23 protein-coding genes and 3 pseudogenes are annotated in these 25,944 nt (G+C 63.5%); 13 read left to right on the top strand and 13 right to left on the bottom strand.

All coding sequences use genetic code 11. The annotated features are described in order from the left end of the window. Nucleotides 1-34: 34 nt before the first annotated feature. A complete protein-coding gene (locus tag ACZ9EJ_RS21500; RefSeq protein WP_046633888.1) occupies nt 35-1,084 on the bottom strand; it encodes a LacI family DNA-binding transcriptional regulator in 1,050 nt (349 codons plus the stop codon). Between the two features lie 146 nt (nt 1,085-1,230). On the opposite strand from ACZ9EJ_RS21500, the gene bglB reads away from it, so the two are divergent. The 8 genes from bglB to ACZ9EJ_RS21460 all read left to right on the top strand — a co-directional run bounded on the left by bglB (nt 1,231) and on the right by ACZ9EJ_RS21460 (nt 10,680). Continuing rightward, the gene (gene bglB / locus ACZ9EJ_RS21495) at nt 1,231-2,331 is read left to right on the top strand and encodes a beta-galactosidase BglB (protein ID WP_046642139.1); all 1,101 of its coding nucleotides are present in this window, start codon (nt 1,231-1,233) and stop codon (nt 2,329-2,331) included. Further along, on the top strand, nt 2,328-3,164 hold the full coding sequence (gene kduI / locus ACZ9EJ_RS21490) for a 5-dehydro-4-deoxy-D-glucuronate isomerase (RefSeq protein ID WP_080955846.1): 837 nt from the start codon (nt 2,328-2,330) through the stop codon (nt 3,162-3,164). The genes bglB and kduI overlap by 4 nt, the downstream gene beginning before the upstream one ends. An 8-nt stretch (nt 3,165-3,172) precedes the next feature. Then, nucleotides 3,173-5,656, top strand: coding sequence for a hypothetical protein (locus ACZ9EJ_RS21485; protein WP_046642140.1), 2,484 nt, complete (start codon nt 3,173-3,175; stop codon nt 5,654-5,656). Between the two features lie 51 nt (nt 5,657-5,707). Continuing rightward, nucleotides 5,708-6,976, top strand: a complete 1,269-nt coding sequence (locus ACZ9EJ_RS21480; protein ID WP_046633883.1) for an ABC transporter substrate-binding protein — start codon at nt 5,708-5,710, stop codon at nt 6,974-6,976. Nucleotides 6,977-7,170: 194 nt separating this feature from the next. After that, complete coding sequence (locus ACZ9EJ_RS21475; RefSeq protein WP_046642141.1) at nt 7,171-8,187, top strand: carbohydrate ABC transporter permease; 1,017 nt, start codon at nt 7,171-7,173, stop codon at nt 8,185-8,187. Then, nucleotides 8,187-9,239 (top strand): carbohydrate ABC transporter permease, encoded by a 1,053-nt coding sequence (locus ACZ9EJ_RS21470; protein ID WP_046633879.1) that lies wholly within the window; start codon nt 8,187-8,189, stop codon nt 9,237-9,239. The genes ACZ9EJ_RS21475 and ACZ9EJ_RS21470 overlap by 1 nt, the downstream gene beginning before the upstream one ends. Nucleotides 9,240-9,248: 9 nt before the next feature. Next, nucleotides 9,249-10,331 (top strand): ABC transporter ATP-binding protein, encoded by a 1,083-nt coding sequence (locus ACZ9EJ_RS21465; protein WP_046633878.1) that lies wholly within the window; start codon nt 9,249-9,251, stop codon nt 10,329-10,331. Between the two features lie 106 nt (nt 10,332-10,437). Further along, nucleotides 10,438-10,680: a DUF6719 family protein gene (locus tag ACZ9EJ_RS21460; RefSeq protein WP_046633876.1), complete on the top strand. Its 243-nt coding sequence runs from the start codon at nt 10,438-10,440 to the stop codon at nt 10,678-10,680. A 57-nt stretch (nt 10,681-10,737) separates the two neighbouring features. Here the strand turns inward: ACZ9EJ_RS21460 and ACZ9EJ_RS21455 are convergent, their stop codons facing one another. Continuing rightward, the gene (locus ACZ9EJ_RS21455; RefSeq protein WP_251089896.1) at nt 10,738-11,655 is read right to left on the bottom strand and encodes an alpha/beta hydrolase family protein; all 918 of its coding nucleotides are present in this window, start codon (nt 11,653-11,655) and stop codon (nt 10,738-10,740) included. A gap of 259 nt (nt 11,656-11,914) precedes the next feature. On the opposite strand from ACZ9EJ_RS21455, the gene ubiG reads away from it, so the two are divergent. After that, a complete protein-coding gene (gene ubiG, locus ACZ9EJ_RS21450) occupies nt 11,915-12,661 on the top strand; it encodes a bifunctional 2-polyprenyl-6-hydroxyphenol methylase/3-demethylubiquinol 3-O-methyltransferase UbiG (protein ID WP_046642158.1) in 747 nt (248 codons plus the stop codon). A gap of 136 nt (nt 12,662-12,797) precedes the next feature. On the opposite strand, the gene ACZ9EJ_RS21445 is transcribed toward ubiG, so the two are convergent. The 4 genes and pseudogenes from ACZ9EJ_RS21445 to ACZ9EJ_RS21430 form a co-directional block, all read right to left on the bottom strand. Then, nucleotides 12,798-13,226, bottom strand: coding sequence for a DUF1178 family protein (locus tag ACZ9EJ_RS21445; protein ID WP_046633872.1), 429 nt, complete (start codon nt 13,224-13,226; stop codon nt 12,798-12,800). After that, nucleotides 13,223-14,078 (bottom strand): annotated as a pseudogene (locus tag ACZ9EJ_RS21440) (carbon-nitrogen hydrolase family protein). Before ACZ9EJ_RS21440 ends, ACZ9EJ_RS21445 begins: the two are co-directional and overlap by 4 nt. 12 nt (nt 14,079-14,090) lie before the next feature. Then, the gene (gene grxC, locus ACZ9EJ_RS21435) at nt 14,091-14,348 is read right to left on the bottom strand and encodes a glutaredoxin 3 (RefSeq protein WP_007774047.1); all 258 of its coding nucleotides are present in this window, start codon (nt 14,346-14,348) and stop codon (nt 14,091-14,093) included. Between the two features lie 71 nt (nt 14,349-14,419). Next, nucleotides 14,420-15,196 carry a ComF family protein gene (locus ACZ9EJ_RS21430; RefSeq protein WP_046642159.1) on the bottom strand — a complete coding sequence of 259 codons (777 nt, stop codon included), beginning with the start codon at nt 15,194-15,196 and terminating at the stop codon, nt 14,420-14,422. 58 nt (nt 15,197-15,254) lie between these two features. On the opposite strand from ACZ9EJ_RS21430, the gene ACZ9EJ_RS21425 reads away from it, so the two are divergent. Then, nucleotides 15,255-16,127 carry a class I SAM-dependent methyltransferase gene (locus ACZ9EJ_RS21425; protein ID WP_046642144.1) on the top strand — a complete coding sequence of 291 codons (873 nt, stop codon included), beginning with the start codon at nt 15,255-15,257 and terminating at the stop codon, nt 16,125-16,127. A gap of 4 nt (nt 16,128-16,131) precedes the next feature. Here the strand turns inward: ACZ9EJ_RS21425 and ACZ9EJ_RS21420 are convergent, their stop codons facing one another. The 6 genes and pseudogenes from ACZ9EJ_RS21420 to ACZ9EJ_RS21395 all read right to left on the bottom strand — a co-directional run bounded on the left by ACZ9EJ_RS21420 (nt 16,132) and on the right by ACZ9EJ_RS21395 (nt 20,150). Further along, on the bottom strand, nt 16,132-16,305 hold the full coding sequence (locus tag ACZ9EJ_RS21420; protein ID WP_251089897.1) for a Flp family type IVb pilin: 174 nt from the start codon (nt 16,303-16,305) through the stop codon (nt 16,132-16,134). 43 nt (nt 16,306-16,348) lie between these two features. Continuing rightward, nucleotides 16,349-16,669: a hypothetical protein gene (locus ACZ9EJ_RS21415; protein ID WP_046633866.1), complete on the bottom strand. Its 321-nt coding sequence runs from the start codon at nt 16,667-16,669 to the stop codon at nt 16,349-16,351. Nucleotides 16,670-16,776: 107 nt separating this feature from the next. After that, on the bottom strand, nt 16,777-17,190 hold the full coding sequence (gene mutT, locus ACZ9EJ_RS21410) for an 8-oxo-dGTP diphosphatase MutT (protein WP_037081747.1): 414 nt from the start codon (nt 17,188-17,190) through the stop codon (nt 16,777-16,779). Further along, nucleotides 17,187-18,007 (bottom strand): annotated as a pseudogene (locus ACZ9EJ_RS21405) (GNAT family N-acetyltransferase). The gene mutT and the pseudogene ACZ9EJ_RS21405 overlap by 4 nt, the downstream one beginning before the upstream one ends. After that, nucleotides 17,976-19,217 (bottom strand): bifunctional glutamate N-acetyltransferase/amino-acid acetyltransferase ArgJ, encoded by a 1,242-nt coding sequence (gene argJ, locus ACZ9EJ_RS21400; protein ID WP_046642146.1) that lies wholly within the window; start codon nt 19,215-19,217, stop codon nt 17,976-17,978. Before argJ ends, ACZ9EJ_RS21405 begins: the two are co-directional and overlap by 32 nt. A 60-nt stretch (nt 19,218-19,277) precedes the next feature. Next, nucleotides 19,278-20,150, bottom strand: a complete 873-nt coding sequence (locus ACZ9EJ_RS21395) for a peptidylprolyl isomerase (RefSeq protein WP_046633857.1) — start codon at nt 20,148-20,150, stop codon at nt 19,278-19,280. Nucleotides 20,151-20,404: 254 nt separating this feature from the next. Here ACZ9EJ_RS21395 and secA point away from each other — a divergent pair, with 254 nt between their 5' ends. Then, complete coding sequence (gene secA, locus ACZ9EJ_RS21390; protein ID WP_046642147.1) at nt 20,405-23,116, top strand: preprotein translocase subunit SecA; 2,712 nt, start codon at nt 20,405-20,407, stop codon at nt 23,114-23,116. A 75-nt stretch (nt 23,117-23,191) separates the two neighbouring features. Here the strand turns inward: secA and ACZ9EJ_RS21385 are convergent. Next, nucleotides 23,192-24,098 (bottom strand): annotated as a pseudogene (locus tag ACZ9EJ_RS21385) (LysR family transcriptional regulator). Nucleotides 24,099-24,226: 128 nt separating this feature from the next. Between ACZ9EJ_RS21385 and ACZ9EJ_RS21380 the strand changes: the two are divergent. Continuing rightward, entirely contained in the window at nt 24,227-24,469 is a 243-nt protein-coding gene (locus ACZ9EJ_RS21380) for a DUF2798 domain-containing protein (RefSeq protein ID WP_046642148.1), read from the top strand. Further along, the gene (locus ACZ9EJ_RS21375; RefSeq protein ID WP_046642149.1) at nt 24,466-25,926 is read left to right on the top strand and encodes an MFS transporter; all 1,461 of its coding nucleotides are present in this window, start codon (nt 24,466-24,468) and stop codon (nt 25,924-25,926) included. Before ACZ9EJ_RS21380 ends, ACZ9EJ_RS21375 begins: the two co-directional genes overlap by 4 nt. Nucleotides 25,927-25,944: the final 18 nt, after the last annotated feature.

The raw sequence follows: 25,944 nt of genomic DNA, 5'->3' as shown, positions 1-25,944 counted from the left end.
CTGAATGGAGCATGAATAAACGTTTTGGCCGGGGTCAACCTTTGGCCGGCCCGGTCGACTGCCGCTCGGCAATGTGGCAAGCAAGCTCCACCCGCCGCGCCGGTTTCGCAAATCCGGTCATCCCGTCCCGCAAAAGATCGAGCGCCACGGCCCCGAGTTCGCGCATCGGAATATGCACGGTGGTCAGCGGCGGGTTGAGGAATGCGGCCTGCGGCAGGTCGTCCATGCCCATCACCGAAACGTCGCCCGGCACGGTGTATCCCATCTGCTGTACCCCCATCATCGCGCCCACTGCGAGACTGTCGCCCGCCGTCAGCACAGCCGTAAAATCTTGCCCGTTCCTGCGCAACCGCTCGCTGATCGCCTGGGCGGCAAGCTCCGGCAGCCAGTCCTCGACCGGCACGACCAGATCCGGGGGGCAAGGCAAACCATGATGCTGGAAGGCATCCTGCCAGCCTTCGCGGCGCCGGTCGATCGTCCGCCGGCCAGGACGCATCAGGAAGAGGATGCGTTTGTGGCCCAACCGGATGAGATAGTCGGTGGCCAGATGCGCCGCCGACCGATTGCAGGGGGTCACGCTCGACAGCCGCATCATCGGGTCGTCACCGTTGATCAGCACGACCGGCTTGCCGAAGCCGCGGGTGGCCTCGAGCATTCCTTCGTCGTCGACGGTCAGGAACAGCAGTCCCGCGACGTCCGGATCGACCCGCGCCTCTTCCAGCACCACTTTTTCCTCCGACTGGTCGGCGACCGCGCGGGTGACAATATCGAGCCCGAGAGCCTGCGCGCGGTCCCGCAACCCTTCCAGCACATAGAGGGTGAACTGGTTGCGCACGTAGTCGATCATCGCCGCGCTCGAAGCCGCCAGGATCACCTTCTTGCCGGCGACCGGCGTCGGCATTGCGTAATTGGCGTCTTTCGCCGCCTCCATGACCCGCTGGCGGATGTCCGCGCGCACGCCCTTTTCGCCGGCCAGCGCCCGCGACACGGTGCTCAGCGACACGCCCACCTTTCCCGCAATATCCTCCAGCCGTACCCGCCGGCTTTTCTTGCCGCGTTTGCCCGGCACGATCGTCGTCGCCATGACATCCTCCCATCACCGATGCGCACACTGCAAAAAATTTTCAGATTGCGCAATCAATTTTCAGATGTTTTCATGAAGGCACCGCTTGGGAGAGTGGATCGGCAATGCTGCGCAGCAAATGCTGCAGCACAGGGAGGAATTGAGACATGGGCCTTTCAGCCCGGGACATCCGTGAAAAGCTTGACCGCCTCGTGACCGGCATGACCGGGCTTCGCGACGATGGCCGTTTCCACGAACCCAATCTCGACGGCACCGCCGGCGACTATATCTCTTTCGAAAGCTGGGAATGGCCACAGGGCGTCGGCCTCTACGGCCTGATCCGGCTGTGGCTGTTCACCGGTCGCGAAGATTTGAAGACGCTGATCGAGAACTGGTATTCCGCCCGCATCGAAGCCGGGCTCCCGACGCTCAACGTCAACACCACTGCACCGATGCTCGGCCTTTCCGTCCTCTGGCGCGAAACCCGCGACCCGCGCTGGCAGCCGGTTCTCGACACCTGGGCCAATCGCGTCATGAGCCAGATGGGCCGCACCGAGGAAGGCGCCTTCGAACATCACGTTTCTGACAAGGTCAACGACGACGAACTCTGGGACGATACGTTGTATATGGTCGCCCTCTTCCTCGCCTCCTACGGCGAGGCGAGCGGCCGCCGTGAGCTGGTCGATGAGGCGTCGAAGCAGTTCCTCGTCCATTCCCGTTACCTCGCCGACACGAAGACCGGCCTCTGGTTCCATGGCTGGACGTTCCAGGGCCGCCATAATTTTGCGGAAGCCCGCTGGGCGCGCGGCAATGCCTGGATCACCGCCGGCATGCTCGACCTTTTCGACCTCGCCGAGGTTTCGAAGCCGGTAAAGGATTTCCTGCTCGGCGTGCTGACGGCGCAGGTCAATGCGCTGCTGCCGTTGCAGGCCGCTTCCGGCGCCTGGCGCACCCTGCTCGACGATCCGTCCTCCTATGAGGAGATTTCCGCGACTGCGGGCTTTGGTTACGGCCTGCTCAAGGGCTACCGCCTCGGTCTCGGCACCCATGAATGGCGCGCCGCCGGCCTCAGGGCCGTTGAAGCCGTTCTCAACAATATCGACGAAACCGGCACCGTGCTCAACGTCTCCTATGGAACGCGCATGGGCCATGATCTGCAATTCTATCGGGATATTCCCATCCAGCCGACCGGCTATGGGCAGGCTCTTTCGATCCTGTGCCTCTCCGAAGCCATCCGGCATGTGGAACCGGGAGGCGAGACGCCATGACGATGAAGGTTCTCTACGGGGCCGGCCCCAACGACATCAAGGCCTACGACACCGCGCGCCTGCGCGCCGAATTCCTGATGGAAGACCTGTTCCAGGCCGACAAGGTCTCCTTCACCTATACCCATGTCGACCGCCTCATCGTCGGCGGCGCGGTTCCGGTATCGTCCACGCTGAGCTTCGGCTCGGGCGAGGACATCGGCACGCCCTTCCTGCTGTCGGCCCGTGAAATGGGCATTGCCAATCTCGGCGGCACCGGCGTCGTCTCGGTCGACGGCAAGAGCTACACCCTGGAAAATCGCGACGTGCTTTATGTCGGCCGCGGCGCCCAGGACATCTCTGTCGCCAGCGCCTCTGCCGACAAGCCGGCCCGGTTCTACATGAACTCCGTTCCCGCCGGCGCCGATATCCCCCACCGCCTTATCAAGCGGTCGGAATCCAAGATGCTGACATTCGGCGACCCCAAGCGCGCCAATCTGCGGAACCTCAGGATGTACATCCATCCTGAAGTCACGCCTTCCTGCCTGCTTCTGCTCGGCATCACCGACCTTGCCGACGGCAGCATCTGGAACACCATGCCCCCGCATCTGCATGAGCGCCGCATGGAAGCCTATTGCTATTTCGACCTGCCCGAAGAGGAGCGGGTCATCCACCTGATGGGACGCCCGGAAGAGACGCGCCATCTGGTGGTCAAGAACCTCGACGCGGTTCTCTCGCCCGCCTGGTCGATCCATATGGGTGCCGGCACGGCGCAATACGCCTTCGTCTGGGGCATGACCGGCGAGAACCAGGAATACAACGACGTGGCCCCCGTGGCCCTCAGCGAACTGAAGTGAAGACGACCATGAATCCCGAAGCAAACTGGATGCGAAAGACGTTGAAGCCGGGCGAAGCCGTCCGCTACTGGCAGCTCGGCAGCATCGCGCAAGAGCGTTTCGACGTGCCGGACGCCCCGATGAAGGGCGAGATGGACCCGTTCTTCTTCCTGACCAAGGTCAAGAACTTCATTCCGCACGAATATCCTTGCCGCACCATCTTTGCCGAAACCTATCGCGGCAAGCGCCCGGATGTCCGCGGCTCCTTCGATGCGACCCGCTGGTGGCTGCCTTTCGGCTCCCCGCGGCTCGATCTTTCCGGCTTCTGGTTCCGCCCGACCCGGCTCGCCACCTGGACCCGCACCTATATCGAGGCGGAAACTGCCGGCACGGCGAAGATCCGCCTCGGCACCTGCGGCGGCGCGGTCATCTGGATCAATGGCGAGGAAGCCGGCTGGATGGCGCCCTATAGCCGCAATCTCGAAGCCAAGCAGGAATTCGAACTGCCGCTGGTCGCCGGCCTCAACGAGATTACGCTGTTCTTCGACGACCTCGCCGAGCGTGACGCCCGCTATTTCTATCAGTTCGATTACGTCTCCGGCCCGGCTGCCAGTGTCGCCCTGCCGGTCCCGGTCACGAGCGCCGTTGCCGCAAGCCTCGAGAAGGCGCTCGACACCATGTATTTCGATCGCCAGCATTATTTCGGCGGCGACATCACTCTGCTTCTCTCCGCACCCCTGCCGGTCGAAGTGAAGGTCAACGTAGCGGTCGAAGGCGATTTCATGTCGCGCGAGCGCTTCGATTTCGACTTCACCCTGGCCGCGGGCGCCACCAGCCTCAATATCGGTCCGTCGGAAAAGGCGCCCGCCGACTTCCGCCACTTCCGCATCACCCTCAATGCCGGCGGCTTCGTCGTGTCCCGTTCGCTCGGCGTCGAGATCTGCCACGCAGAAAGCCAGGGGCAGGCTCCTGCATCGCTGAGCGATCGTATCACCGAGACCCTGGCGCAAATCTCGGAAAATTCCGAACGCGATACGGTCCGCGCCTTCGCCCGGCTGGCAAGCGGCCGGTCCGGTCCCGATACGGATGCGATGATCGAGGAAATCCTGCCCTCGATCGAAGACTGCCACGACTGCGCCGACTTCTCGCTGGTGCCGCTCATCTGGTCGCGCACCGTCTGGGGCAAGGACATCAACGAAAAGACCCGTGCCCGCATCGACGGCGCCATCCTCAACTACCGTTACTGGATGGATGAGCCGGGCAATGACGTGCAGTGGTATTTCTCCGAAAACCACGCCCTGCTGTTCCATACTTCCGCCTATCTTGCGGGCAGCCTCCTCCCAGACGCCACCTTCGTCCGTTCCGGCCGCAAAGGCTCGGAGCAGGCGAAGGTCGGTGCCGCCCGCGTCCGCGCCTGGCTCGACCATTTCGAACACTGGGAAATGGCCGAGTTCAACTCCGCCCCCTATTTCCCGATCGACCTCAAGGGCCTGACGGCACTTGCAGCCCTTTCGCCCGACAAGGATATCGCCGACCGCGCCAAAGCCGGCATCGTCCGCCTCTGCGAAATCATCGCCCGCTCCGCCCATCACGGCATGGTGACGGCAGCGCAGGGCCGCTCCTACGAGCACACGCTCTGCGCCGGCCGCTCGCTGGAACTGTCCGGCGTTGCCCGTCTGCTCTGGGGCAAGGGCTGGTATGGCCGCCGCGTCCACTGCCTGCCGCAGATGGCCGTCTGCCTGCGCGACCACGGCCTCGAAATCCCGGCCGAATTCGCCGCGATTGCCGATCACCGCGGCAGCCAGCACCAGGAATGGCGTTTCGCCCAGGGCGAAAACTCCTTCGCCGCGCTCTATCATTACAAGGGCGAGCACTTCGCCATGGGCTCGACGGTCCATTACCGCTGGGACGAATGGGGCTACCAGGAAACCATCCTGCACCTTCGCCTTGGCGACAAGCCGGAAGCCGCTATCTGGATCAACCATCCGGGCGAAACCATCCAGTTCGGCTACGGCCGTCCGTCCTACTGGGGCGGCTGCGGCACCATCCCCCGAGCGCAGCAATACCGCGGTCTGGCGATCCTCGAATTCACCACCTATGAGGAACAGCCGGATTTCACCCATGCCTGGTTCCCCAAGGCCGAGTTCGACGAAACACTCGTTTCCGGCGGCGTGGCGCTTGCCCGCTCCGGCAAGGGCGCCGTCATGCTGCGCGCCGCCTCGAAGCTGGAGGCCGTCACCGACGGCCCCTCGGCAGGGGCCGAACTGCGCCAATACGGCCAGAAGACCCGCTGGATTGTCCGGGTCTGCGAAGCGGACAATCTCACGGCCGTCGAGTACCGCTTCAGCGGGCTCGCCCCGAGACAGGAATCCGACGGCACCGTCGTTGTCGAGGACCCGGAATATGGTACCGTCCGCTTCAGGAAGGATGGTTCCGTGGAGGCCGAAGGCCGCGTGATCGCGCGGGCGGATTATACAGTAAAAGGCGAAGCGACGATCCTGAGCGCTTCGTGATCTAAAAAACCGGACGGGTGGAGGCCCGTCCATTCAGAGGAGGAAATGAGCATGAAAACCAAATCGCTTCTGGCGGGCGCTGCGCTCGCCCTTCTCATGTCGACGGCAGCACATGCCGGCGACGTGCGGATCATGTGGTATTCGGACGGCGTCGAAGGCGACGTCATGAAGGACCTCGTCGGCCGCTTCATGAAGGAAAACCCGGGCATCAACGTCATCCTCGACAACGTTGCCTACAGCGTCATCAAGGACCAGCTGCCCGTGCAGCTCGAAGCCGGCAACGGCCCGGACATCGCCCGCGTCACGGCGATCAAGGACCTCTCCAAGCACTGGCTCGACTTGCGCCCGCTGGTCAAGGACGCCAAGTACTGGGACGACAATTTCGGCGCCCAGGCCGACTGGATGCGCCCGGACGGCTCCAAGCAGATCTCCGGCTTCATGACGCAGATCACCCTGACCGGCGGTTATGCCAACAAGACCCTGTTCGACCAGGCCGGCGTTCCGCTTCCAGGCCCGAAGGCCACCTGGGAAGAATGGGCTGCTGCTTCCAAAAAGGTCAAGGATAGCCAGAAGCTCCCGTTCGCCATGGCGATCGACCGCTCCGGCCACCGCCTGACTGCTCCGCTCCTGTCCTACGGCGCCAACTATGTCGGCAAGGACGGCAAGCCGGCACCGCTCGACAAGGGCGCCAAGGACTTCCTGACCAAGTTCGTCGGTTGGGTCGGTGAAGGCTCCTTCGCCAAGGACGTCTGGGTCTCGGCCGCCGGCTCGACCTACCGCGCCGCCGCCGAAGACTTCATCAACGGCCAGCTCGCCTTCTACTATTCCGGTTCCTGGCAGGTGGCGAACCTCACCACCAAGATCGGCAACAGCTTTGACTGGGTCGCAACCGGCAGCCCCTGCGGCCCGGCAGCCTGCACCGGCATGCCCGGCGGCGCGGCACTCGTCGCCGTGAAATACACCAAGAACCCGAAGGACGTTGCGACCGTCATGGACTGGTTCGCTCAGGAGAAGGTCGTCAAGGAATTCTCCGAGCGCACCCTCTTCCTGCCCGGCCACAAGGGCGTCGTCGACAAGGGCGGCCTCGACTTCAAGACCGACAACGCCTTCGCCAAGGCTGCCCTGACCAAATATGTCGAGGCATCGAAGACCACCTCCGAAACCGCCCTGAAGCTGCCCGGCTGGCGCTGGTCCGACACGGTCTATGCCGCGGTCGTCACCCGCGTCGGTCAGACCCTTGCCGGCGAACTGAAGCTCGATGACGCCTTTACGCGTATCGACGCCGACATCGCCCAGAAGGTCAAGGACAGCGGCCTCTGATAACAGCGGGGTGAGAAGCCTCTCACCCCGCCTCCGCTCCGCTCGGCCCACCCTCTCCCCGCAAGTCGGACAAGGGTGGGCGGCGACGGCGCGGCATATCCCTTCTCTCCACCCGGGGGAGAAGGTGCCGGCAGGCGGATGAGGGGCGAGCCCCGCCATCCGGACAAGAAGACAAGGAGGGATGGAATACCAACATGAGCACGACGTCTCTCACCGACCGTCTCGGCAGCCTTCTCATGGCGCCCGTGCATCTCCTGATGCGCATCATCGACATACCGCTCCGCGCCGTTCAGAAAGCGGCCGGCATCGGCGGCATGGCGGCCGTGTTCCTCGCTCCGAACATGCTGATCTTCGGCATTTTCGTGCTCCTGCCCCTCGTCATCAACTTCGTATACTCGATGACCGGCGGCACGGCCTTCTTCCTTTCCGAGCGCAATTTCGTCGGCGCCGAGCAGTATCAGCGCCTCTTCACCTGCACGAACTACCTCGACCCGATGTCCTGCCAGGAGGATGCCTTCTGGACCGCGGTCGGCAACACCTTCTGGTTCGTGGTCCTGCAGGTCACGCTGATGATCGGCGTGTCGCTGATTACGGCACTGATCCTCAACCGCGATCTCGCCGCCCGCTCCTTCTGGCGCGCCGTGTTCTTTTTCCCGGTCCTCCTGTCGCCCGTCGTCGTCGGCCTGATCTGGAAGTGGATCCTGCAGCGCCAGGGCCTCTTGAATTTCGGCCTCTACCAGTTCGGCATCGAGCCCTATACCTGGCTTACCGACCGCAACTGGACCTTCATCGCCACGATCGGCGTGTCGATCTGGGCGCATATGGGCCTCTACACGCTGATCCTGCTCGCCGGCCTGCAGGCGATCCCGAAGGATCTCTATGAAGCTGCGGAAATGGACGGCACCAAGCCGGAGCGCGTCTTCCGGCGCATCACGCTGCCGCTTCTCGCGCCGAACCTTCTCGTCGTCGTAGTTCTCGCCCTGATCAAGGCCGTGCAGATCTTCGACGAGGTCTACGTGCTGACCGGCGGCGGTCCGGGCACCAGCACGCTCTATCTGACCCAATACATCTACGAGACCGGCTTTGCCTCGACGCTCCGCAATCCGGGCCTTGCCGCTGCCGCCTCGATCCTGATGGGCCTCGTGCTCGTGGTGCTGACGCTGATCCAGCTCGGCGTCGGCCAGCGTAGCGAAAAGAAGGGGAAACGCTAATGGGTGTCGCCTCCCGCTTCATTCTGCGCCGCCGCGGCGGCAAAAGCTGGCACTGGACTGATATCGTCACCTGGGTCTGGCTCGTCGGCGGCCTGATCATCATGTTCGGCCCGGCAGTCTGGCTCGCCTTCTCGTCCTTCAAGACGCCGGCAGCCCTTGCCGAGTTCCCTCCGTCGATCCTGCCTTACGTCACCAGCCAGGCAACGGTCCAAGGTTACGACAAGCCGCTGCAGCTCTTCGAAGCCAAGATGCCGGACGGATCGACCAAGGTGCTGGCCGAGGTGCGCCGCATCGGTCTCGTCGCCCAGATGGTCGATCCGAAGGCGCCGGGCGAAATCGTCCGCGTCAATATCGGCGACCGCACTCCGGTACGTTCGGTCGCGTTTGCGACGGAAAACTACACGACGCCCTTCACGCAGTTCGATTTCCTGCGCTACCTGTGGAACTCTGTCTTCGTGACAGTGACGGCAACGCTGATCACCCTGATCGTCAATTCCATGGCCGCCTTCGCGCTGTCGAAATACGAGTTCAAGGGCCGCAGTCTCGCGATGCTGATCATCCTTGCGACGCTGATGGTGCCGCTTTCGGTGATCATGGTGCCGCTCTATTCGATCATCTCGTCGCTCGGGCTGTTCAACAATCTCTGGGGCGTTATCCTGCCGACGGTCGCGACACCGACCGGCGTGTTCATCCTGCGTCAGTACATGCTGACCATCCCGGACGAACTGATCGACGCCGCGCGCATGGACAAGGCGTCCGAATGGCAGATCTACTGGCGCATCGTGCTGCCGCTGACGGCACCGGCGCTCGCGGTTCTGGCGATCTTCTCGGTCGTCTGGCGCTGGAACGACTTCCTGTGGCCGCTGATCGTATTGTCGCGGCGCGAACTCTATACCCTGCAGGTGGGCCTAAGCATCTATTCCGGCGAGCTGAACGTCCAGTGGCACTTCATCCTGGCGATGACGGTCGTGACCATGATCCCGGTCGTGCTTGTCTTCATCTTCCTGCAGCGTTTCATCACCACCGGCATTGCCGGCACCGGCCTGAAGTAAGGATCACCGATGGGCGAGATCACCCTCACCAAAATCAAGAAGTCCTTCGGCGCAGTCGACGTCCTGAAGGACATCGACCTCGATATCAAGGACGGCGAGTTCATCGTTTTCGTCGGCCCGTCCGGCTGCGGAAAATCGACCTTGCTGCGCACCATCGCCGGCCTTGAAAAGGTCACCGGCGGCGAGATCGAGATCGACGGCAAGCGCGTCAACGAAGTGTCCGCCGCCGACCGCGGCCTTGCCATGGTCTTCCAGTCCTATGCGCTCTATCCCCATATGAGCGTGCGCCAGAACCTCGCCTTCGGGCTGGAAAATTCCAACATGCCCAAGGCGGAGGTGGCCGAGCGCATTACCGAAGCCGCCCGCATGCTGGAGATCGAGGCTTATCTCGAGCGCCGGCCCGGCCAGCTTTCCGGCGGCCAGCGCCAGCGCGTCGCGATCGGCCGCGCCATCGTGCGCCGCCCGACCGCCTTCCTGCTCGACGAGCCGCTGTCGAACCTCGACGCCGAGTTGCGCGTCTCGACCCGCGCCGAACTCGCAGCCCTTCACGCCCGCCTCGGCTCGACGATGATCTACGTCACCCACGACCAGGTGGAGGCGATGACATTGGCCCACCGCATCGTGGTCATGCGCGCCGGCAAGATCGAACAGGTCGGAACCCCGCTCGACCTCTACAACACACCAGCCAACCGCTTCGTCGCAGGTTTCATCGGCGCACCGCACATGAACTTCCTGGCCGGCGAGGTCGCCGAGCTGGAAACCGGCACGGCAACGCTTACGACCGCAGGCGGCCACCGCCTGCTCGTGCCGTTCTCGGGCCATTCCCTGTCCGTCGGCGACAAGCTGACGATCGGCATCCGCCCGCAGCACATAACGCTTGCCAATGATCCGGGAAGCCTCAAGGTCAAGGTGCGGCTCGTCGAAGCGCTCGGCTCCGAAACGGTCATCCACGCGGACCTGAACGGTGAAAAACTCCTCGCCGTCGTTCCCGGCCAGAAACTCATTTCCCCGGGCGAAGAAGCGCACCTTTCCGTCGCCGGCGCACCGCTGCACCTGTTCGACCGGAACGGATTGAGGGTGAAGGGGAGCTAGTCCTACCCTCGTTGCTTCGGGCCGAGCTACACCGGACGGTGGAATGGCCCGTCGATAGCACGGGCGTTACAATCCCTCACCAACCATAGCGGGAGGAGAGGTGTCGATGTTCCGTGCTTTTCTGATTCTGTTGCTGGCCATGGTCTTTACCGGACCGGCCGGGCTATCACCGGCCAACGCCCAGACCCGGATGGTCAAGGCCAAACCGACGCCGGCGTCGATGGCGGCCGGTGAGTCCGTATTGTTCGACGACAAGAGCTGCCCGGCGGGCATGATCGCTCGTTATACCAAGTCGCAGCGCAAGGAGCAGATTTCGAAGAGATGCGTGCATCTGAACGGCACGCGGTAGGCAGCAGGATCGAGGCGGATATCCGCGTCATGTGAGCGACGCCGATCTTCTCATGCCTCAGAGATACCCCTTGAAAAAGGCCAGCATCGCCCTCCGCATCGCTTCAGTTTCGCGGTGGCCGACGCCTGCTTCCGGCAGGAAAACCAGCGCGCCGAGCGCTTCAGCCTGGAGATAGGCAGCTTCCGTTTCGGCAAATGCGCAGTCCACCGCTGCTGGCGGCGTCAGCGGGTCGTCCCAGCCGATGCAGATCAGCTGCGGCCGCGGCGCCACCAGCCCGGCGATCTCACCGATCGAGGTCTCCTTGAGCAGTCCCGGCACCGTCAGGTAGTGGCCATGAAGGTCATGGGCGCCGATTTTGACCAGCGTCGCGAAATCGGCATAACAACACAGATGGGCCGCCGCCTTCACCCTCGGATCGATCGCCGCCAGGAAATAGGCAAGAGTCGCCCCCATCGACAGCCCCGAGACGCCGATCCTTTGCGGATCGACCTCCGGTCGGCCGGCGAGCCAGGTCAACGCCGCCGCCTGTTCGGAAAGCATCTGCCCGAACAGCGTTCTGCCGTGCCAGAGCGCCGCCTTGGTCGCCGCGTCCTCCGTCACCCCGGCCCGCTCGCCAAAGGTCGGCATGTCGATGCACAGCGCAACATATCCTTCGCGCGCCAGAGCCGGCCCCGGGGCATCGAGCAGGGCCGGCCGGCCGTCGATCAGTTCGGATGCCCCGATATCCCAGCGGGCGCCATGCGCATGCGCATAGACAATCGCCGGGCCGCCGGTGAGGAAGCCTTCGCTCGGCCGGGTGAGGAAACCCCGGACCTCCGCGCCATCCTCGAGCCTGAACCGCAATCTTTCGAGAATATAGCCGTCGTGGATTTCCGCGGAACTCTCCGCCAGCGCCATGGAGACCTCCTCGAAGGCAAGCAGCTCCTTCAATCGCTCGACCGTGATCGCCATCCTGCCCTCCTCCCAACGCGCCATCCCTCCCCTCCAGAGAGGATGACCGCCGTCTGTGCCCGTCAGCTTTTCGAAGGCATAGACCAAATCGCCTCGCCTCGCATCCCCACCATTCGAACTTGCGCCGACAATCGACCAGCCTCGTTTCGGCTAAGGCGGGACGAGGCTGCCGTCGCAGCATCAGGCCCGGCGAGGCCGCCTGTGAGAAAATCTCGATCGCAGAACTCTTGACTTCCACGCCCTATCATCCGACTTCAAACTCTGAAACGAAGGGATGAAGACCATGACCGAAGCCGCCCGCAGCACGATCGACCAGAGCGAAGTCGACCGGTTTTCCGCAATGGCCGCGGAGTGGTGGGACCCGACCGGCAAGTTCAAGCCGCTCCACAAGTTCAATCCCGTGCGGCTCGCCTATCTCCGCGACCGCATCTGTGAAAATTTCGGCCGCGATCCGAAGAGCCACCTGCCGCTTTCCGGCCTGCGCATCCTCGATATCGGCTGCGGCGGCGGCCTGCTCTCCGAGCCGATCGCCCGTATGGGCGCAACCGTCGTCGGCGCCGATCCGTCCGAAAAGAACATCGGCATCGCCTCCACCCATGCCGCCGAGACGGGCACCTCGGTCGATTACCGCGCAGTGACTGCCGAGCAGCTCGCCGAAGCCGGCGAGACGTTCGACGTCGTGCTGAACATGGAAGTCGTTGAGCACGTCGCGGATGTCAATTTCTTCATGACGACCTGCGCCAACATGGTCCGCCCCGGCGGCCTGATGTTCGTCGCCACCATCAACCGCACCTTCAAGGCCGGAGCGCTGGCGATCTTCGCCGCCGAAAACATCCTGCGCTGGCTGCCGCGCGGCACCCATCAATACGAAAAGCTGGTCCGCCCGGAAGAGCTCGAAAGACCGATCTCCGCAGCCGGCATGGACATCATCCACCGCACCGGCGTCTTCTTCAATCCGCTGCAGGACCGCTGGAACCTGTCGCCGGATATGGACGTCAACTACATGATGCTGGCCAAACGGCCGGCGTGATTTTCGGAACGTCTGGTCCAGGGTAATATTGCAGGCGCTATGGGAGCGTGACTATGGCTGAGGTCAGGCCAGCGCTCCCTCCGCCTCGGCACCTACGCCGGCCAATGCCGCCCGACGTTGCGCCGTCCCCGCTCGTTCAGTTCGCGTCTTCGGGAATGACCGGCAGCGGTGCGATCTCGATGCCCTCGTCGAGCAGCTCGCGCACCTCGCCGAGGCTCGCCTGGCCGATGATGCCGCGCGCATCCGCCTCGCCATAGTGGATCTTGCGGGCTTCCTCGGGAAACTTCTCGCCGACGTCCTCGGCATTAGCCTTGATCGCCGCGACTGCTTCCTTGAGCTTGGCAATCATCTCCTGGCGCGCGAGGTCCATCACCATCGCCTGCTTCTCTTCCTTCTTTCGGGCGGTCGAGACAGAGGGCGCCATCAGCGTCTTGGAAATAGAGGCGGAATTGCAGACCGGACAGGTGAGGAGCCCGCTCGCCACCTGCCGATCGAAGTCGGCGCTTTCCGAAAACCAGCCTTCGAACGTGTGGGCATTGTCGCAGATGAGCGAATACTTGATCAAGCGGCCACCTCTTCCGCCGCGTCCGTAACCGCATCGAGCGAGAACTCGCGGGCGTTCTTGAGGTTGGGGATCTTCCCCCGGGCCGCGGCAACGGCGGCAATATCGATCTCGGCGAGCACGATGTCTTCGCCAGTGCCTCCGGCGGACGCCAGCAGCCTGCCCCAGGGATCGACGATCATCGAATGGCCAAATGTCTCGCGGCCGTCCTCATGCACACCGGCCTGAGCGGCGGCGATCACGAAGGCACCGTTCTCGATAGCACGGGCACGCAGCAGGATTTTCCCAATGGGCCTCGCCGGTCTGGCGGGTGAAGGCCGCCGGCACCGTCAGGATTTCGGCCCCGGCCAGGGCTTCGGTCCGGAAAAGCTGCGGGAAACGGACGTCGTAGCAGATCGCGAACCCGAGCCTGCCGAACGGCAGGTCGGCGACGCGCGCTTCGCTGCCCGGCTCGTAGGCCGAGCTTTCGCGCCAGCTCTCTCCATTGTCCAGATCGACATCGAACATATGGATCTTGTCATAGGTGCAGATCTGCCGGCCGCTGGGCGCAAACAGGAAGGCGCGGTTGGCGATCTTGCCCCCATCAACGGCGATCGCCGTCGAGCCGACATGCAGATGGATGCCGAGTTCGCTTGCAAGGCTGCGGGCGGTCGAAACGATGACGTCTCCCGCCTCGTCGCGCAGAACGGCACGCATGGCCTTGCGGTCCCGCTGCAGGAAGCCCGTCATCTCCGGGGTCTGGATATAAACCGCCCCTTGCGCTGCCGCTTCACGGACCAGCCGCGCCATATCGGCGGCGTTCCTTTCCGGATCGACTCCGGAGCACATCTGGATGGCGGCAGCCTTGAAAGCCATGGGAGATACCTCTCAGTTCGCCAGCATCGGGTCCAGCTTACCGGCCCGGTCAAGCGCGTGCAGATCGTCGCAGCCGCCGACATGCGTCCCGTCGATGAAGATCTGCGGGAAGGTCGCACGGCCGTTCGCCTTGCCGATCATTTCCTGGCGCAGTTCCTGCGAATAGGTGGCGTCATGCTCGGTATAGGCCACACCCTTGGTGTCCAGCAAAGCCTTTGCGCGCGCGCAGTAACCGCAATATTCGCGGGTATAGATAGTGACCTCTGCCATGATCGTCTCCGGGCGCGGCCCCAAGGGAAAGGAAGCGGGAAAAGGCCGCGCGCAATAGTGTCTTCTTCTGTTCATATAGGTCCGGCAACAGCCATTGCAAAGGTCAAAACCGTGACCTCGACGGCACCTGCTTTTTTCAGTGCGCGAGTGGCGGATGAAACCGTCGCACCGGTCGTATAGACGTCGTCGACCAGCACCAGCCGCTTGCCGAAAACGCGGTCCTCGTGGCCCGGCGAGATCGCGAAAGCCGCCCGCACGTTGTCCTCGCGGGCCCGCGCCGAAAGCCCCACCTGCCGGTCCGTGCGCTTGACGCGGACGAGTGTGGACGGCAGGAACGGCCGGCCGGATTTTCGCGACAGGTGCCGGGCAAGCTCCGCCGCCTGATTGAATTTCCGCGAGGCGAAGCGTGATCGATGCAGCGGCACGGGCAGGATGCCGTCGCAGTTTGCGACGTAGCCATCGGAGGCTCGCAGCATCCAGCCGGCCATCATCCCCGCAAGATCGGTGCGGTCGCGGTATTTCAGCGAATGGACGAGATCACGGGCCGCGCCCTCGAAGATTGCCGCCGAACGCAGGCGGTCGAAGACTGGCGGTTCCGCGATCGCCTGCGCCGATAGAATGCCCGGCCCCGGATCGTAGGAGAACGGCAGACCGAGCGTCTCGCAATAGGGCCGCTCGATGAAGCGGATTTCCCGCCAGCAGGCGGGGCAGAATCCCTGATGCGCTCCGGTTCTGATGCCGCAGCCGGGACAGGCCGGAGGATAGACGAGATCGCCGACCCATCTCGTCCACCCCGCGGCGAACGATGTTAAAAGTCGCAAGGGGTTGACGTTGGGCTCGGCGGACATGACTTGACAATAGCGGACGGAGCGCGCCTTTGCGACGGCAGAATACGAGTGGACGGCCATGGAAATTCTTTTCGACGAAAAGCTGGTGAGCGCACGGCGCAGACGCGCGATAGCCGCCAAGGACAGCAATGCCGCATTCCTCCTAGACATTGCCGGCCGCGAGCTTGCGGACCGTCTGGCGGTCGTCGAACGCAAGTTCGAGACGGCGGTCGAACTGCATGGGGGAACCGGTATCGCCGCCCGTGAGGCGCTGGCGACCGGCAAGATCGGCACCTTGAGCCGCGTCGAGACCGATGCCGCCTTCGCAGGGCCTGGAGACGCCTTTACCACGGCCCCGTTCGAAGACGTCCCTCTCGAACCCGAATCCGTCAATCTGGTCCTGTCGCCGCTCTCGTTGCATCTGGTCAACGACATGCCCGGCACGCTGATCCGCATACGCCGCGCCCTGAGGCCCGACGGACTTTTTCTGGCGGCGATCCCCGGCTCCGGCACGTTGCAGGAAATGCGCGACGTCCTTCTCTCTGCCGAGGCGGAACTGACAGGCGGCGCGAGCCCCCGCGTCATACCGTTTGCCGATGTGCGCGATGTCGGCGCCCTGCTGCAGCGGGCCGGTTTCTCGCTGCCGGTCGTCGATGCCGAGACCTACACGGTGCGTTACGACTCGCTCTTCCCGCTGATGCGCGATTTACGCGCCATGGGCATGACCAACCCCCTCGCGGGCCGCAGCCGGGTGCCGGTGACGAGGCGTTTCTTCGTAAGGGCTGCGGAGCTTTATGCGGAACGTTATTCCGATCTGGACGGCCGCATCCGCGCCACGTTCTCGATCATCTACGCATCCGGCTGGGCACCGCACGAAAGCCAGCAGAAGCCGCTGAAGCCCGGCTCCGCCAAGATGCGGTTGGCCGACGCGTTGCGCGGGGAACCGGAATAGGAGCTTAGCGGGTAGCGTCCTCGTAGGTATTCGCGATACCGCCGAACATGTTGTCCATGAGGTCGTAATAACCGCCGAGAGCGATAAACAGCGTTACCGCCAGAATTGAAGCGATGAGGCCATATTCCACGGCCGTTGCGCCGCTGTTGTTCTTCAGAAGAAACCTGAAAAGGCGCATGGAATATCCTTCAATCAACATGAGCGGGCCGAAGCCCCTGGCGTCAGCAGTCGCTGCCCACGCCATAGCCCTGCACGATGCAGACCGAGCCGGGCGTTTCCTGCAGCACGCTGCGCCGGATAGTATAATGCCTTGCGCCCTTTTCGCCGGGCTTGATGGAGCCCGTGCTGATCAGGTCGAAATCCTCCTGGACATGCGCCAGTCGGCGCTCGTCATTGCGGCCAGCGAGCATCGGCGTCACGATCAGCGAAAGAGCGATCGCGGCCGTCCCGAACAGAAGAGCGATATTGAGCGCGCCGGTTTTGCCGGAGCCATGCGCCGCCCGCTGACGGACCCGCACAGTTTTCCAGAATTCCTCGTCCATGCCTTCTAAAGCCTCATCAACGCGTTACCGGATAAGCCTTGAAGGTGCCACAATCGGCTAAACGATCCCTTAACGCCGTATGAATTCGGCCGCTCTAATTTTATCGATCAGAGCAGATCCTGCAGGATCGGGATCAGCGGCTCGTCGGCCGGCGGCATCGGGTAATCCCTGAGCGCGTTCGGCCGCACCCATTTGATCGCCTGCCCTTCCCTTCCCGTCGGAATGCCTTCGAAGCGACGGCAGACATAGAGCGGCATCAGGAGATGGAAGGTTTCGTAGGTGTGGCTGGCGAAGGTGAGCGGCGCAAGGCAGGGGATCCGGGTCACGATGCCGAGTTCTTCCTCGAGCTCGCGCACCAGCGTCTCCTCGGGCGTCTCACCCGGCTCGACCTTGCCGCCGGGAAACTCCCAGAGGCCGGCCAGCGACTTGCCTTCCGGACGCTGCGCCAGAAGGATGCGGCCGTCGGTATCGATCAGCGCGCAGGCGGCGACGAGCAGGATTTTGCGGGGTGCGTCGCTCATGCCCGGCCTTCCTGCCGCCAGTACCGGTATTCGTAGGCCTTGCGGAAGCCGAACTTTCGATAAAGCGCCATCGCCGGTTCGTTGGTCGAGACCACTTGCAGCCACGCCGAACGCGCACCGCTGATACGAGCCCAGCGCAGCGCCGAGGAGAGGATTTCGGTGCCCACACCCTCGCGCCGATGCTCTTTGGCCACGGCAAAGGAGATGATCCCGGCAAGGTCGTTGTCCTGGACGCAGAGCGCCACGGCCGCGGCCCCTTCCTGCGGATTTTCCTTGATGAAGAAGCCGGAGGTTGGCTTGATCGAACTCAGAATCTCGGCAAGCGCCGGCTTCAGCGCCGGATCCTCGCTATCGACCGCAAGGCTCGCATCGCAGAACCGGCCGATATCGTGGCTCGGCAGGTGATCGAGCGTGTCCGGCAGTTCCAGTTCGGTGAGGTTGACGGTCAGGACGTCGACGGTCTCGAACACCCGCCAATCGGCGGCATCGAGATGCTCGATAAGCTTGGGAGGAGCGAGCGGCGTCTCCCGGACGACCAGCTGACGGCCGTAATTCTCGAACCGCTTGCGCGCCTTCTCGAGCCGCATCGCCATGTCGCGGTGGTCGGATGGGTCGAGTGGTACGATGCAGTTCAGGCGCTTGGAAGGATGGCCGCCGGTCAGCCGCACCTGCCAGCTTCCGTCATAAACGACGGACGCAGCCGGCCAGGCTCGAAAGCCGACGGCTTCGAGCCGCCTGACCAATGGCAGATCGTTCTGAGGAGATGAGGCTTCGTTCAATTCCTGTCAGCTCCGGTAGTCGCCGTTGATGGCAACATATTCCTTTGTGAGGTCGCAGGTCCAGACGGTCGCCCGGCCGTTGCCGAGACCGATATCGACCTTCACCGGAATGTCCTGTTCCTTCATGACCGCGGTGGTCGCGGCTTCGGAATAGGCCGGATCGCGCTCGCCGTCGACGGCGACGCGCACGTCGCCGAACCAGATCGCCAGCCGGTCGCGGTCGGCCATTTCGCCGGACTTGCCGACGGCCATGACGATGCGCCCCCAGTTGGCGTCCTCGCCGGCGACCGCGGTCTTGACCAGCGGCGAATTGGCGATCGAAAGGGCGATCGTCTTTGCCGCCGCATCGCTCTCGGCGCCGGTGACGGTGATCTCGACCATCTTGCGGGCGCCTTCGCCGTCGCGAACGACCTGCAGGGCCAGATCCTTCAGGAGATCGTTGAGCGCGGCGCGGAAGCTCGTGAGGCGCGGATCGTGGGCAGTTTCGACGCGGGCCTGGCCATCTGCGGCAGCGGCACCGGTGGCAAACAGCATCAGCGTATCGGAGGTCGAGGTGTCGCTGTCGACGGTGACCGAATTGAAGGTGGAGCCAACGCCGGCGGACAGCAGGCTCTGCAGCGCCGGCGATGCGATATCCGCATCGGTCGCCACGAAGGACAGCATGGTCGCCATGTCGGGCGCGATCATGCCGGCGCCCTTGGCGATGCCGTTGATCGTCACCGTGACGCCGCCGATCTCGGCGGTGCGGGTCGCGACCTTCGGATAGGTGTCGGTGGTCATGATAGCCTTGGCGGCTTCCAGCCAGAAATTACCGACGGCGCCGGTGTTCATGTCGCCGAGCACGCCCGCAAATTTGGTCGCGTCCAGCGGTTCGCCGATGACGCCGGTCGAAGCCAGATAGACCTCGTTCTGGCCGCAGCCGACCGCTTCGGAGGCCGATTTTGCGGTGAGTTCAGTCGCGGCCTTGCCCTTGACGCCGGTAAAGGCGTTGGCATTGCCGGAATTGACGACAACGGCGCGCGCCACCCCGTGCGACAGATTGGCACGGCAGAAATCGACCGGCGCCGAAGGGCACTTGGAGCGCGTGAAGACGCCGGCGACAGTCGCCGGCTCGTCGAACACCATCAGCAGCACGTCGGTGCGGTTCTTGTACTTGATCCCGGCAGCGGCTGTCGCCATGCGCACGCCGCGGATCGCCGGCATGTCGGGATAGGATTTCGGAGCGAGCGGCGAAACGGAATCGGACATCGGAAATTACCTGGCTCAAATAAGGAGAGGGCCCGGAAAATCCGGGCCCGTTGTCGAGAATTACTGCTGGACCGGCGCGTCGCCCGCTTCCTGCATCTTGCTGACGTCTTCATAGCCCTTCTTGAGGGCAGCATCCTTGATGTCGATCTTCTGCTCGCTCTTGGCCTTGGTGATGAGGGCGACGTACTTGTCGCGCATCACCAGCTGCTTGACCTGGTCCTCGACCTGGTCGAAAGCCGGCGCCGGGGCATCGCGCGTGTCTTCCAGCTTGATGACATGATAGCCGAACTGCGACTTGACCGGCGTCTTGCTATACTCGCCCTTCTTCAGCGCGAAAGCGACTTCTTCGAATTCCGGAACCATGCGGCCGCGGCCGAACCAGCCAAGGTCGCCGCCTTCATCCTTGTTGGAATCCTGGGACTTTTCCTTGGCGATCGCGGCGAAATCCTTGCCCTTGTCGAGATCGGCGATGATCGCCTTGGCCTCGTCCTCGGTCTTCACGAGGATGTGGCGGGCATGCACCTCTTCCTGCTTCGGCAGGGAAGCGATTTCCTTGTCGTAGCGAGCCTTGACCTCTGCCGGGGTGGTGGCGTCGATCACATGCTTGCGGAAGTAGGCATTATGCAGCTCGCGGTCGGCGATATAGTCCATCCGCTTCTTGAAGTCCGGCGTATCCTTGATGCCTTCGGCGAGAGCGCCCTTGGCGAGCAGCTTGACGTCGATCGCGCCGGAAAGGGCTGCGACCTTCTTCTGGTCGTCCGGAAGCTGGGCCAGCTGCGGGTCGAGGTTCTGGACCGCAATATCCAGTTCCGACTGGTGAATTTCCAGGTCGCCGACCTTGGCAACGACCGGATCCTCTGCCGCAAAGGCGGGAGCCTGGCAGAGGATCGCGGCGGCCAGCGCGGCCGTCATGAGAAACTTGTGGCGCAACATCGATAAAGACCTTTCGATAAGGAAGCCGGTTTCAGAACGTCTGATTCCGGCCAGAAAACCTTCACAAACACCGGATTGTGGCCATTCTGTATCGGCCGCCACCGTTGACATCATTCGACCCCCCTCTTATCTGTCACGCAACTTGGCGTCCAGCAGAGTTTCCGGGCGTGACGGGTCATTTTATCGGCATCAGAAACCGATGGTTCGACCGGTCCCGCGCCCTCATGGGACAGATTTCAGAAAGGACCATTCGTATGGTCAGCCTTGGCGGCATCGCCCGCAAATTGTTCGGTTCGGCAAACGATCGCCGCGTGCGCAGCTACCAGCCGACTATCGACGCGATCAATGCAATCGAGGAGAAGACCAAGGCTCTCTCCGACGAACAGCTTGCAGCCCAGACGGTGGAGTTCAGGAAACTGCTCGCCGAGGGCAAGACGCTCGACGACATCCTGATCCCGGCCTTTGCGGTGGTGCGCGAGGCCTCCCGCCGCGTACTCGGCATGCGCCCGTTCGACGTGCAGCTGACCGGCGGCATGATCCTTCACGATGGCGCGATCGCCGAGATGAAGACCGGCGAAGGCAAGACGCTGGTGGCAACGCTGCCCGTCTACCTCAACGCGCTCGCCGGGAAGGGCGTGCATGTGGTCACCGTCAACGACTACCTCGCCCAGCGCGACGCCCATACGATGGGCAAGCTCTACGGCTTCCTGGGCCTGACGACCGGCGTCATCGTCCATGGCCTCAGCGACGAAGAGCGCCGCGACAACTATGCCTGCGACATCACCTACGCCACCAACAACGAACTCGGCTTCGATTATCTGCGCGATAACATGAAGTACGAGCGCAGCCAGATGGTCCAGCGCGGCCACAATTACGCGATCGTCGACGAAGTGGACTCGATCCTGGTCGACGAGGCGCGCACGCCGCTGATCATCTCCGGCCCGCTCGACGACCGTTCGGAACTCTACAACACGATCGACGCCTTCATCCCGGTCCTCACGCCGGAAGACTACGAGATCGACGAAAAGCAGCGCTCCGCCAACTTCTCCGAAGCCGGCACCGAAAAGCTCGAAAACCTGCTGCGTCAGGCCGGCCTCCTGAAGGGCGAGTCTCTCTACGACGTCGAGAACGTCGCGATCGTCCACCACATCAACAACGCGCTGAAGGCCCACAAGCTCTTCACCCGCGACAAGGACTATATCGTCCGCAACGACGAGATCGTCATCATCGACGAATTCACCGGCCGCATGATGCCCGGCCGCCGGTATTCGGAAGGCCAGCACCAGGCGCTCGAAGCCAAGGAAAAGGTGCAGATCCAGCCGGAGAACCAGACGCTCTCCTCGATCACCTTCCAGAACTATTTCCGCATGTACGGAAAGCTCGCCGGGATGACCGGTACGGCCCAGACCGAAGCGGAAGAGTTCGGCAACATCTACAAGCTCGAAGTGGTCGAAGTGCCGACCAACCTGCCGATCCAGCGTATCGACGAGGACGACGAGGTCTACCGGACGTTCGACGAAAAGTTCAAGGCGATCATCGAAGAGATCAAACAAGCCCATGAACGCGGCCAGCCGGTCCTGGTCGGCACGACCTCGATCGAGAAGTCGGAGCTGCTGGCGACCATGCTGCGCCAGTCCGGGTTCACCAACTTCCAGGTCCTGAACGCCCGCTACCACGAGCAGGAAGCCTATATCGTGTCGCAAGCCGGCGTGCCGGGCGCCGTCACCATCGCCACCAACATGGCCGGCCGCGGTACCGACATCCAGCTCGGCGGCAATATCGACATGCGCCTCGAGCGCGAGCTCGAAGGCATGGAGCCGGGTCCGGAACGCGACGCCAAGGAAGCGGCAAGCCGCGAGGAAGTGAAGCAGCTCAAGGAAAAGGCGCTTGCCGCCGGCGGCCTCTACGTCATCGCCACCGAACGCCACGAAAGCCGCCGCATCGACAACCAGCTTCGCGGCCGTTCCGGCCGTCAGGGCGACCCCGGCCGTTCGAAGTTCTACCTGTCGCTCCAGGACGACCTGATGCGCATCTTCGGCTCCGACCGCATGGATAGCATGCTGCAGAAGCTCGGCCTGAAGGAAGGCGAAGCGATCGTCCATCCCTGGATCAACAAGGCGCTGGAACGCGCCCAGAAGAAGGTCGAAGCCCGCAACTTCGACATCCGTAAGAACCTTCTTAAATACGACGACGTCACCAACGACCAGCGCAAGGTGATCTTCGAACAGCGCATCGAGATGATGGATTCGCCTGACGTCTCCGAAGTCGTCGAGGAAATGCGCGCCGAGGTGATCGAAATCCTCGTCACCAAGCACATTCCGGAACGCGCCTATGCAGAGCAATGGAACGCGCCGGGCCTGCGGGAAGACGTCGGCCGCCTTCTCAATCTCGACCTGCCGATCGAGGACTGGGTCAAGGAGGAGGGTATCGGCGAAACTGATATCCGCGAGCGGATCACGGAAGCTGCCGACAAGGCCGCGGCCGACCGCAAGGAGCGTTTCGGCGCCGATATCATGACCTATGTGGAGCGCTCCGTGCTGCTCCAGACGCTCGACCACCTGTGGCGCGAGCATATCGTCAACCTCGACCACCTGCGCTCGGTCATCGGCTTCCGCGGCTACGCCCAGCGCGATCCGCTCCAGGAATACAAGGCGGAAGCCTTCGAGCTGTTCCAGGCCCTGCTCGCCAACCTGCGCGAGGCGGTCACCGCCCAGCTGATGCGTGTCGAGCTGGTGCAGAACCCCGAGCCGCCGCAGCCGCCGGCGATCTACGACGAACAGCATGTCGATCCGACGACCGGCCTCAACCAGGTCACCGGCTTCGACAGCGAGAACTTCATTGCCGCGCCGGAAGACCGTCGCCCGGAAGATCCCTCCACCTGGGGCAAGATCGGCCGCAACGAGGCCTGCCCCTGCGGGTCCGGCAAGAAATACAAGCATTGCCACGGCGCCTTCGAGCAGGCCTGAGGCTTCCGCAAAACCTGATGATGTGAACGCCGCCCTTGGGCGGCGTTTTCGTATCCGGCTTCCGGAAGGACGGCATCAGTCGTCGGCTGGAGGCCCGGCGCAGATTTCCCGAACACATGTCCGCAGCCACCGGTGAGCCGGATCGGCATCCAGCCGCGGATGCCAGAGCAAGGACACGGTGATCTCGGGCACCGGGACCGGCAGGGCGAAACTGAACATTCCGGCACGCAGGTTGCCGCTGTGCCGTTCGGGAACGCTGGCGATCAGATCCGAAGACCTGGCGAGAACCAGCGCCGCGGCAAAACCGTCGACGATCGTCACGATCCGCCGTTCCAGCCCCGACGCCGCCAAGGCCTCGTCGATCGCCCCCTTTTCGAGCCCTCGTCGCGAAACCAGGATATGATCGCCCGCCGCGTATCGCCGAGCCGATATCTCCCCCTCTGCCAGCGGATGCCCGCTGCGCACGACGCCGATGAAACGGTCCCGGAACAGTGCCTGGGCCCGCACTTCCGGACCGATCGTCTCCCCGACGACCCCGGTTTCCAGATCGGCGCTTGCGTCGCGAAGCGAGGCGCTGTCCTTGTCCGGCTTGCGGATGAAACGCAGCCGCACACCAGGCGCCTGAGCGCTGACACGAGCGATGAGGCCAGGCCCGAAATTTTCGACGAAACCCTCGCTGGTGCGCAGCGTGAATGTGCGGACGAGCTTACCGAGATCGAGCATCTCGACCGGCCGCAAGACCGCTTCCGCGTCCTGCACGAGGCCGCCGACCCGCTCGCGCAGTTCGATCGCCCGTGGCGTTGGCACGAGCCCCCGGCCCGCCCTTACCAGCAGCGGATCGCCCGTCGTCTCGCGCAATCGCGCCAAGGCCCGGCTCATGGCCGACTGGCTTGAGCCGCAGCCGTTTGGCCGCCCGCGCCACGCTGCCTTCGGCCAAAAGGACGTCGAGGGTGAAAAGCAGGTTGAGATCGGGTCTGGACATGCGCGCAGCATAACACAGGCTCTTCGATATGACATGGCGCCCCATGCATTGAATTGATGCAAATGATGCGCCTTCCGCCATGCCTTGCCTTGGGATAGCCATCGGACGACAGTTTCTGGAGGTTCCCAATGATACCCGCACGACTGATACCCGTCATTTTTGGCCTCGTTCTTTCCTGCCTGATGTCCCTGCTTGTCTCCGGCGTTTCCACACTTCGCAGCGCAGGGCTGGTCGAGGGCTTCTTCGGGGTCTGGATGGGAGCATGGCTCCCCTCCTGGATCATCGCTTTTCCGGTCGTACTCGTTGTCGCGCCGCTTGCGCGCCGGATCGTCAGCAACCTCGCGAGACCGGCGGAGGGCCAGAAACGATGACGTCTGCCACTCACGACCCGGTTCCGCCACCTGTAGAACGGGCGAGTGCCTTCCGTGGGGCGCTCGCCGCTCTTTCGCTCTCGATGTTGCTCTCGTCGCTCGGCACCAGCGTCGCCAATGTCGGCCTGCCGACACTGGTGCAGGCGTTCGACGCCTCCTTCCAGCAAGTCCAATGGGTGGTCCTTGCCTACCTTCTCGCCATCACCACCCTGATCGTCAGCATCGGGCGGCTTGGCGACATTGCGGGACGTCGGCGGCTCCTGCTCGCCGGGATTGCCCTTTTCACGGCAGCCTCGATCGCCTGCGGGATTGCTCCGACGCTGGGCATCCTGATCGCTGCAAGAGCCGCACAAGGTCTCGGGGCCGCCGCCATGATGGCGCTCGCCATGGCTTTTGTCGCTGACATATTTCCAAAGACACGCACCGGCACGGCCATGGGATTGCTTGAAACCATGTCGGCAATCGGCACCGCACTCGGCCCTTCCCTGGGCGGCCTTCTGATTGCCGGCGCCGGCTGGCGGACGATCTTCCTGATCAACGTGCCGCTGGGCCTGCTGGCGCTCCTCCTTGCCTTTCGTTACCTGCCTGCCGATCTTCGCCGCGAAAGACCGGACCAAAGACCCGGCTTCGACGTCTCGGGCACGCTGCTGCTTGCCCTGGTGCTTGCAGCCTATGCGCTGGCCATGACGATCGGCCGCGGCAGTCCTGGTCCAGCCAACGCCGCCCTGCTGCTGTTGGCTGCCGTCGGAGCCGGCCTGTTTGTTCTTGTCGAAGCGAAAGCGGCGTCGCCCCTGATCCGGCTATCGATGTTGCGCAATCCGGCCTTGAGCACGGGATTGATAACCAGCGCGCTTGTCTCGGCGGTGATGATGTCGACGCTGGTGGTCGGGCCGTTTTATCTTTCGCGTTCGCTCGGCCTCGACGCGGCTTTCGTCGGGCTCCTCATGTCGATCGGCCCGATCGTTTCCACATTCTGCGGCGTACCGGTCGGCCGGCTCGTCGATCGCCTGGGCGCGGGGACTGCGGTTACCATCGGTCTCATGGGAATGCTGGCCGGCTCGCTTGCCCTCACCCTGCTTCCCGGAACGTTCGGCATTGGCGGTTACGTCGCTGCCATCGCGGTGCTGACCCCCGGCTACCAGCTGTTCCAGGCATCCAACAACACCGCGGTCATGGTGGACGTCGGTGCGCAGCAGCGCGGCGTCGTTTCCGGCCTGCTCAATCTGTCGCGCAATCTCGGCCTCATCACCGGCGCCTCGCTGATGGGCGCGGTCTTCGCAATGGCCTCGGGAACGGGCGATGTCGCGACGGCAGCTCCGCAAGCCGTGGCCGCCGGCATGTCGTTCACCTTCGCGATTGCCGTGGGGATGATCGCCGTCACACTCGCCGTCGCCGCCATCCACCAGGTTGTTCCGGCCGTCCGCAAGCTGTTGACCCGCTCTTCCAGGGAGCCTTGAAGTTCATAGTTCGCGAAG

The organism is Neorhizobium sp. USDA 3394, assembly GCF_056280385.1.
Note: the sequence above shows the minus strand (reverse complement) of the source record. Positions and strands in the feature narration are given on the sequence as shown.

Coding starts and splice junctions, on each gene's coding strand:
- ACZ9EJ_RS21500 (WP_046633888.1), bottom strand. CDS start 1,084: ATGGCGACGACGATCGTGCCGGGCAAACGCGGCAAGAAAAGCCGGCGG.
- bglB (WP_046642139.1), top strand. CDS start 1,231: ATGGGCCTTTCAGCCCGGGACATCCGTGAAAAGCTTGACCGCCTCGTG.
- kduI (WP_080955846.1), top strand. CDS start 2,328: ATGACGATGAAGGTTCTCTACGGGGCCGGCCCCAACGACATCAAGGCC.
- ACZ9EJ_RS21485 (WP_046642140.1), top strand. CDS start 3,173: ATGAATCCCGAAGCAAACTGGATGCGAAAGACGTTGAAGCCGGGCGAA.
- ACZ9EJ_RS21480 (WP_046633883.1), top strand. CDS start 5,708: ATGAAAACCAAATCGCTTCTGGCGGGCGCTGCGCTCGCCCTTCTCATG.
- ACZ9EJ_RS21475 (WP_046642141.1), top strand. CDS start 7,171: ATGAGCACGACGTCTCTCACCGACCGTCTCGGCAGCCTTCTCATGGCG.
- ACZ9EJ_RS21470 (WP_046633879.1), top strand. CDS start 8,187: ATGGGTGTCGCCTCCCGCTTCATTCTGCGCCGCCGCGGCGGCAAAAGC.
- ACZ9EJ_RS21465 (WP_046633878.1), top strand. CDS start 9,249: ATGGGCGAGATCACCCTCACCAAAATCAAGAAGTCCTTCGGCGCAGTC.
- ACZ9EJ_RS21460 (WP_046633876.1), top strand. CDS start 10,438: ATGTTCCGTGCTTTTCTGATTCTGTTGCTGGCCATGGTCTTTACCGGA.
- ACZ9EJ_RS21455 (WP_251089896.1), bottom strand. CDS start 11,655: ATGGCGCGTTGGGAGGAGGGCAGGATGGCGATCACGGTCGAGCGATTG.
- ubiG (WP_046642158.1), top strand. CDS start 11,915: ATGACCGAAGCCGCCCGCAGCACGATCGACCAGAGCGAAGTCGACCGG.
- grxC (WP_007774047.1), bottom strand. CDS start 14,348: ATGGCAGAGGTCACTATCTATACCCGCGAATATTGCGGTTACTGCGCG.
- ACZ9EJ_RS21430 (WP_046642159.1), bottom strand. CDS start 15,196: ATGTCCGCCGAGCCCAACGTCAACCCCTTGCGACTTTTAACATCGTTC.
- ACZ9EJ_RS21425 (WP_046642144.1), top strand. CDS start 15,255: ATGGAAATTCTTTTCGACGAAAAGCTGGTGAGCGCACGGCGCAGACGC.
- ACZ9EJ_RS21420 (WP_251089897.1), bottom strand. CDS start 16,305: ATGCGCCTTTTCAGGTTTCTTCTGAAGAACAACAGCGGCGCAACGGCC.
- ACZ9EJ_RS21415 (WP_046633866.1), bottom strand. CDS start 16,669: ATGGACGAGGAATTCTGGAAAACTGTGCGGGTCCGTCAGCGGGCGGCG.
- mutT (WP_037081747.1), bottom strand. CDS start 17,190: ATGAGCGACGCACCCCGCAAAATCCTGCTCGTCGCCGCCTGCGCGCTG.
- argJ (WP_046642146.1), bottom strand. CDS start 19,217: ATGTCCGATTCCGTTTCGCCGCTCGCTCCGAAATCCTATCCCGACATG.
- ACZ9EJ_RS21395 (WP_046633857.1), bottom strand. CDS start 20,150: ATGTTGCGCCACAAGTTTCTCATGACGGCCGCGCTGGCCGCCGCGATC.
- secA (WP_046642147.1), top strand. CDS start 20,405: ATGGTCAGCCTTGGCGGCATCGCCCGCAAATTGTTCGGTTCGGCAAAC.
- ACZ9EJ_RS21380 (WP_046642148.1), top strand. CDS start 24,227: ATGATACCCGCACGACTGATACCCGTCATTTTTGGCCTCGTTCTTTCC.
- ACZ9EJ_RS21375 (WP_046642149.1), top strand. CDS start 24,466: ATGACGTCTGCCACTCACGACCCGGTTCCGCCACCTGTAGAACGGGCG.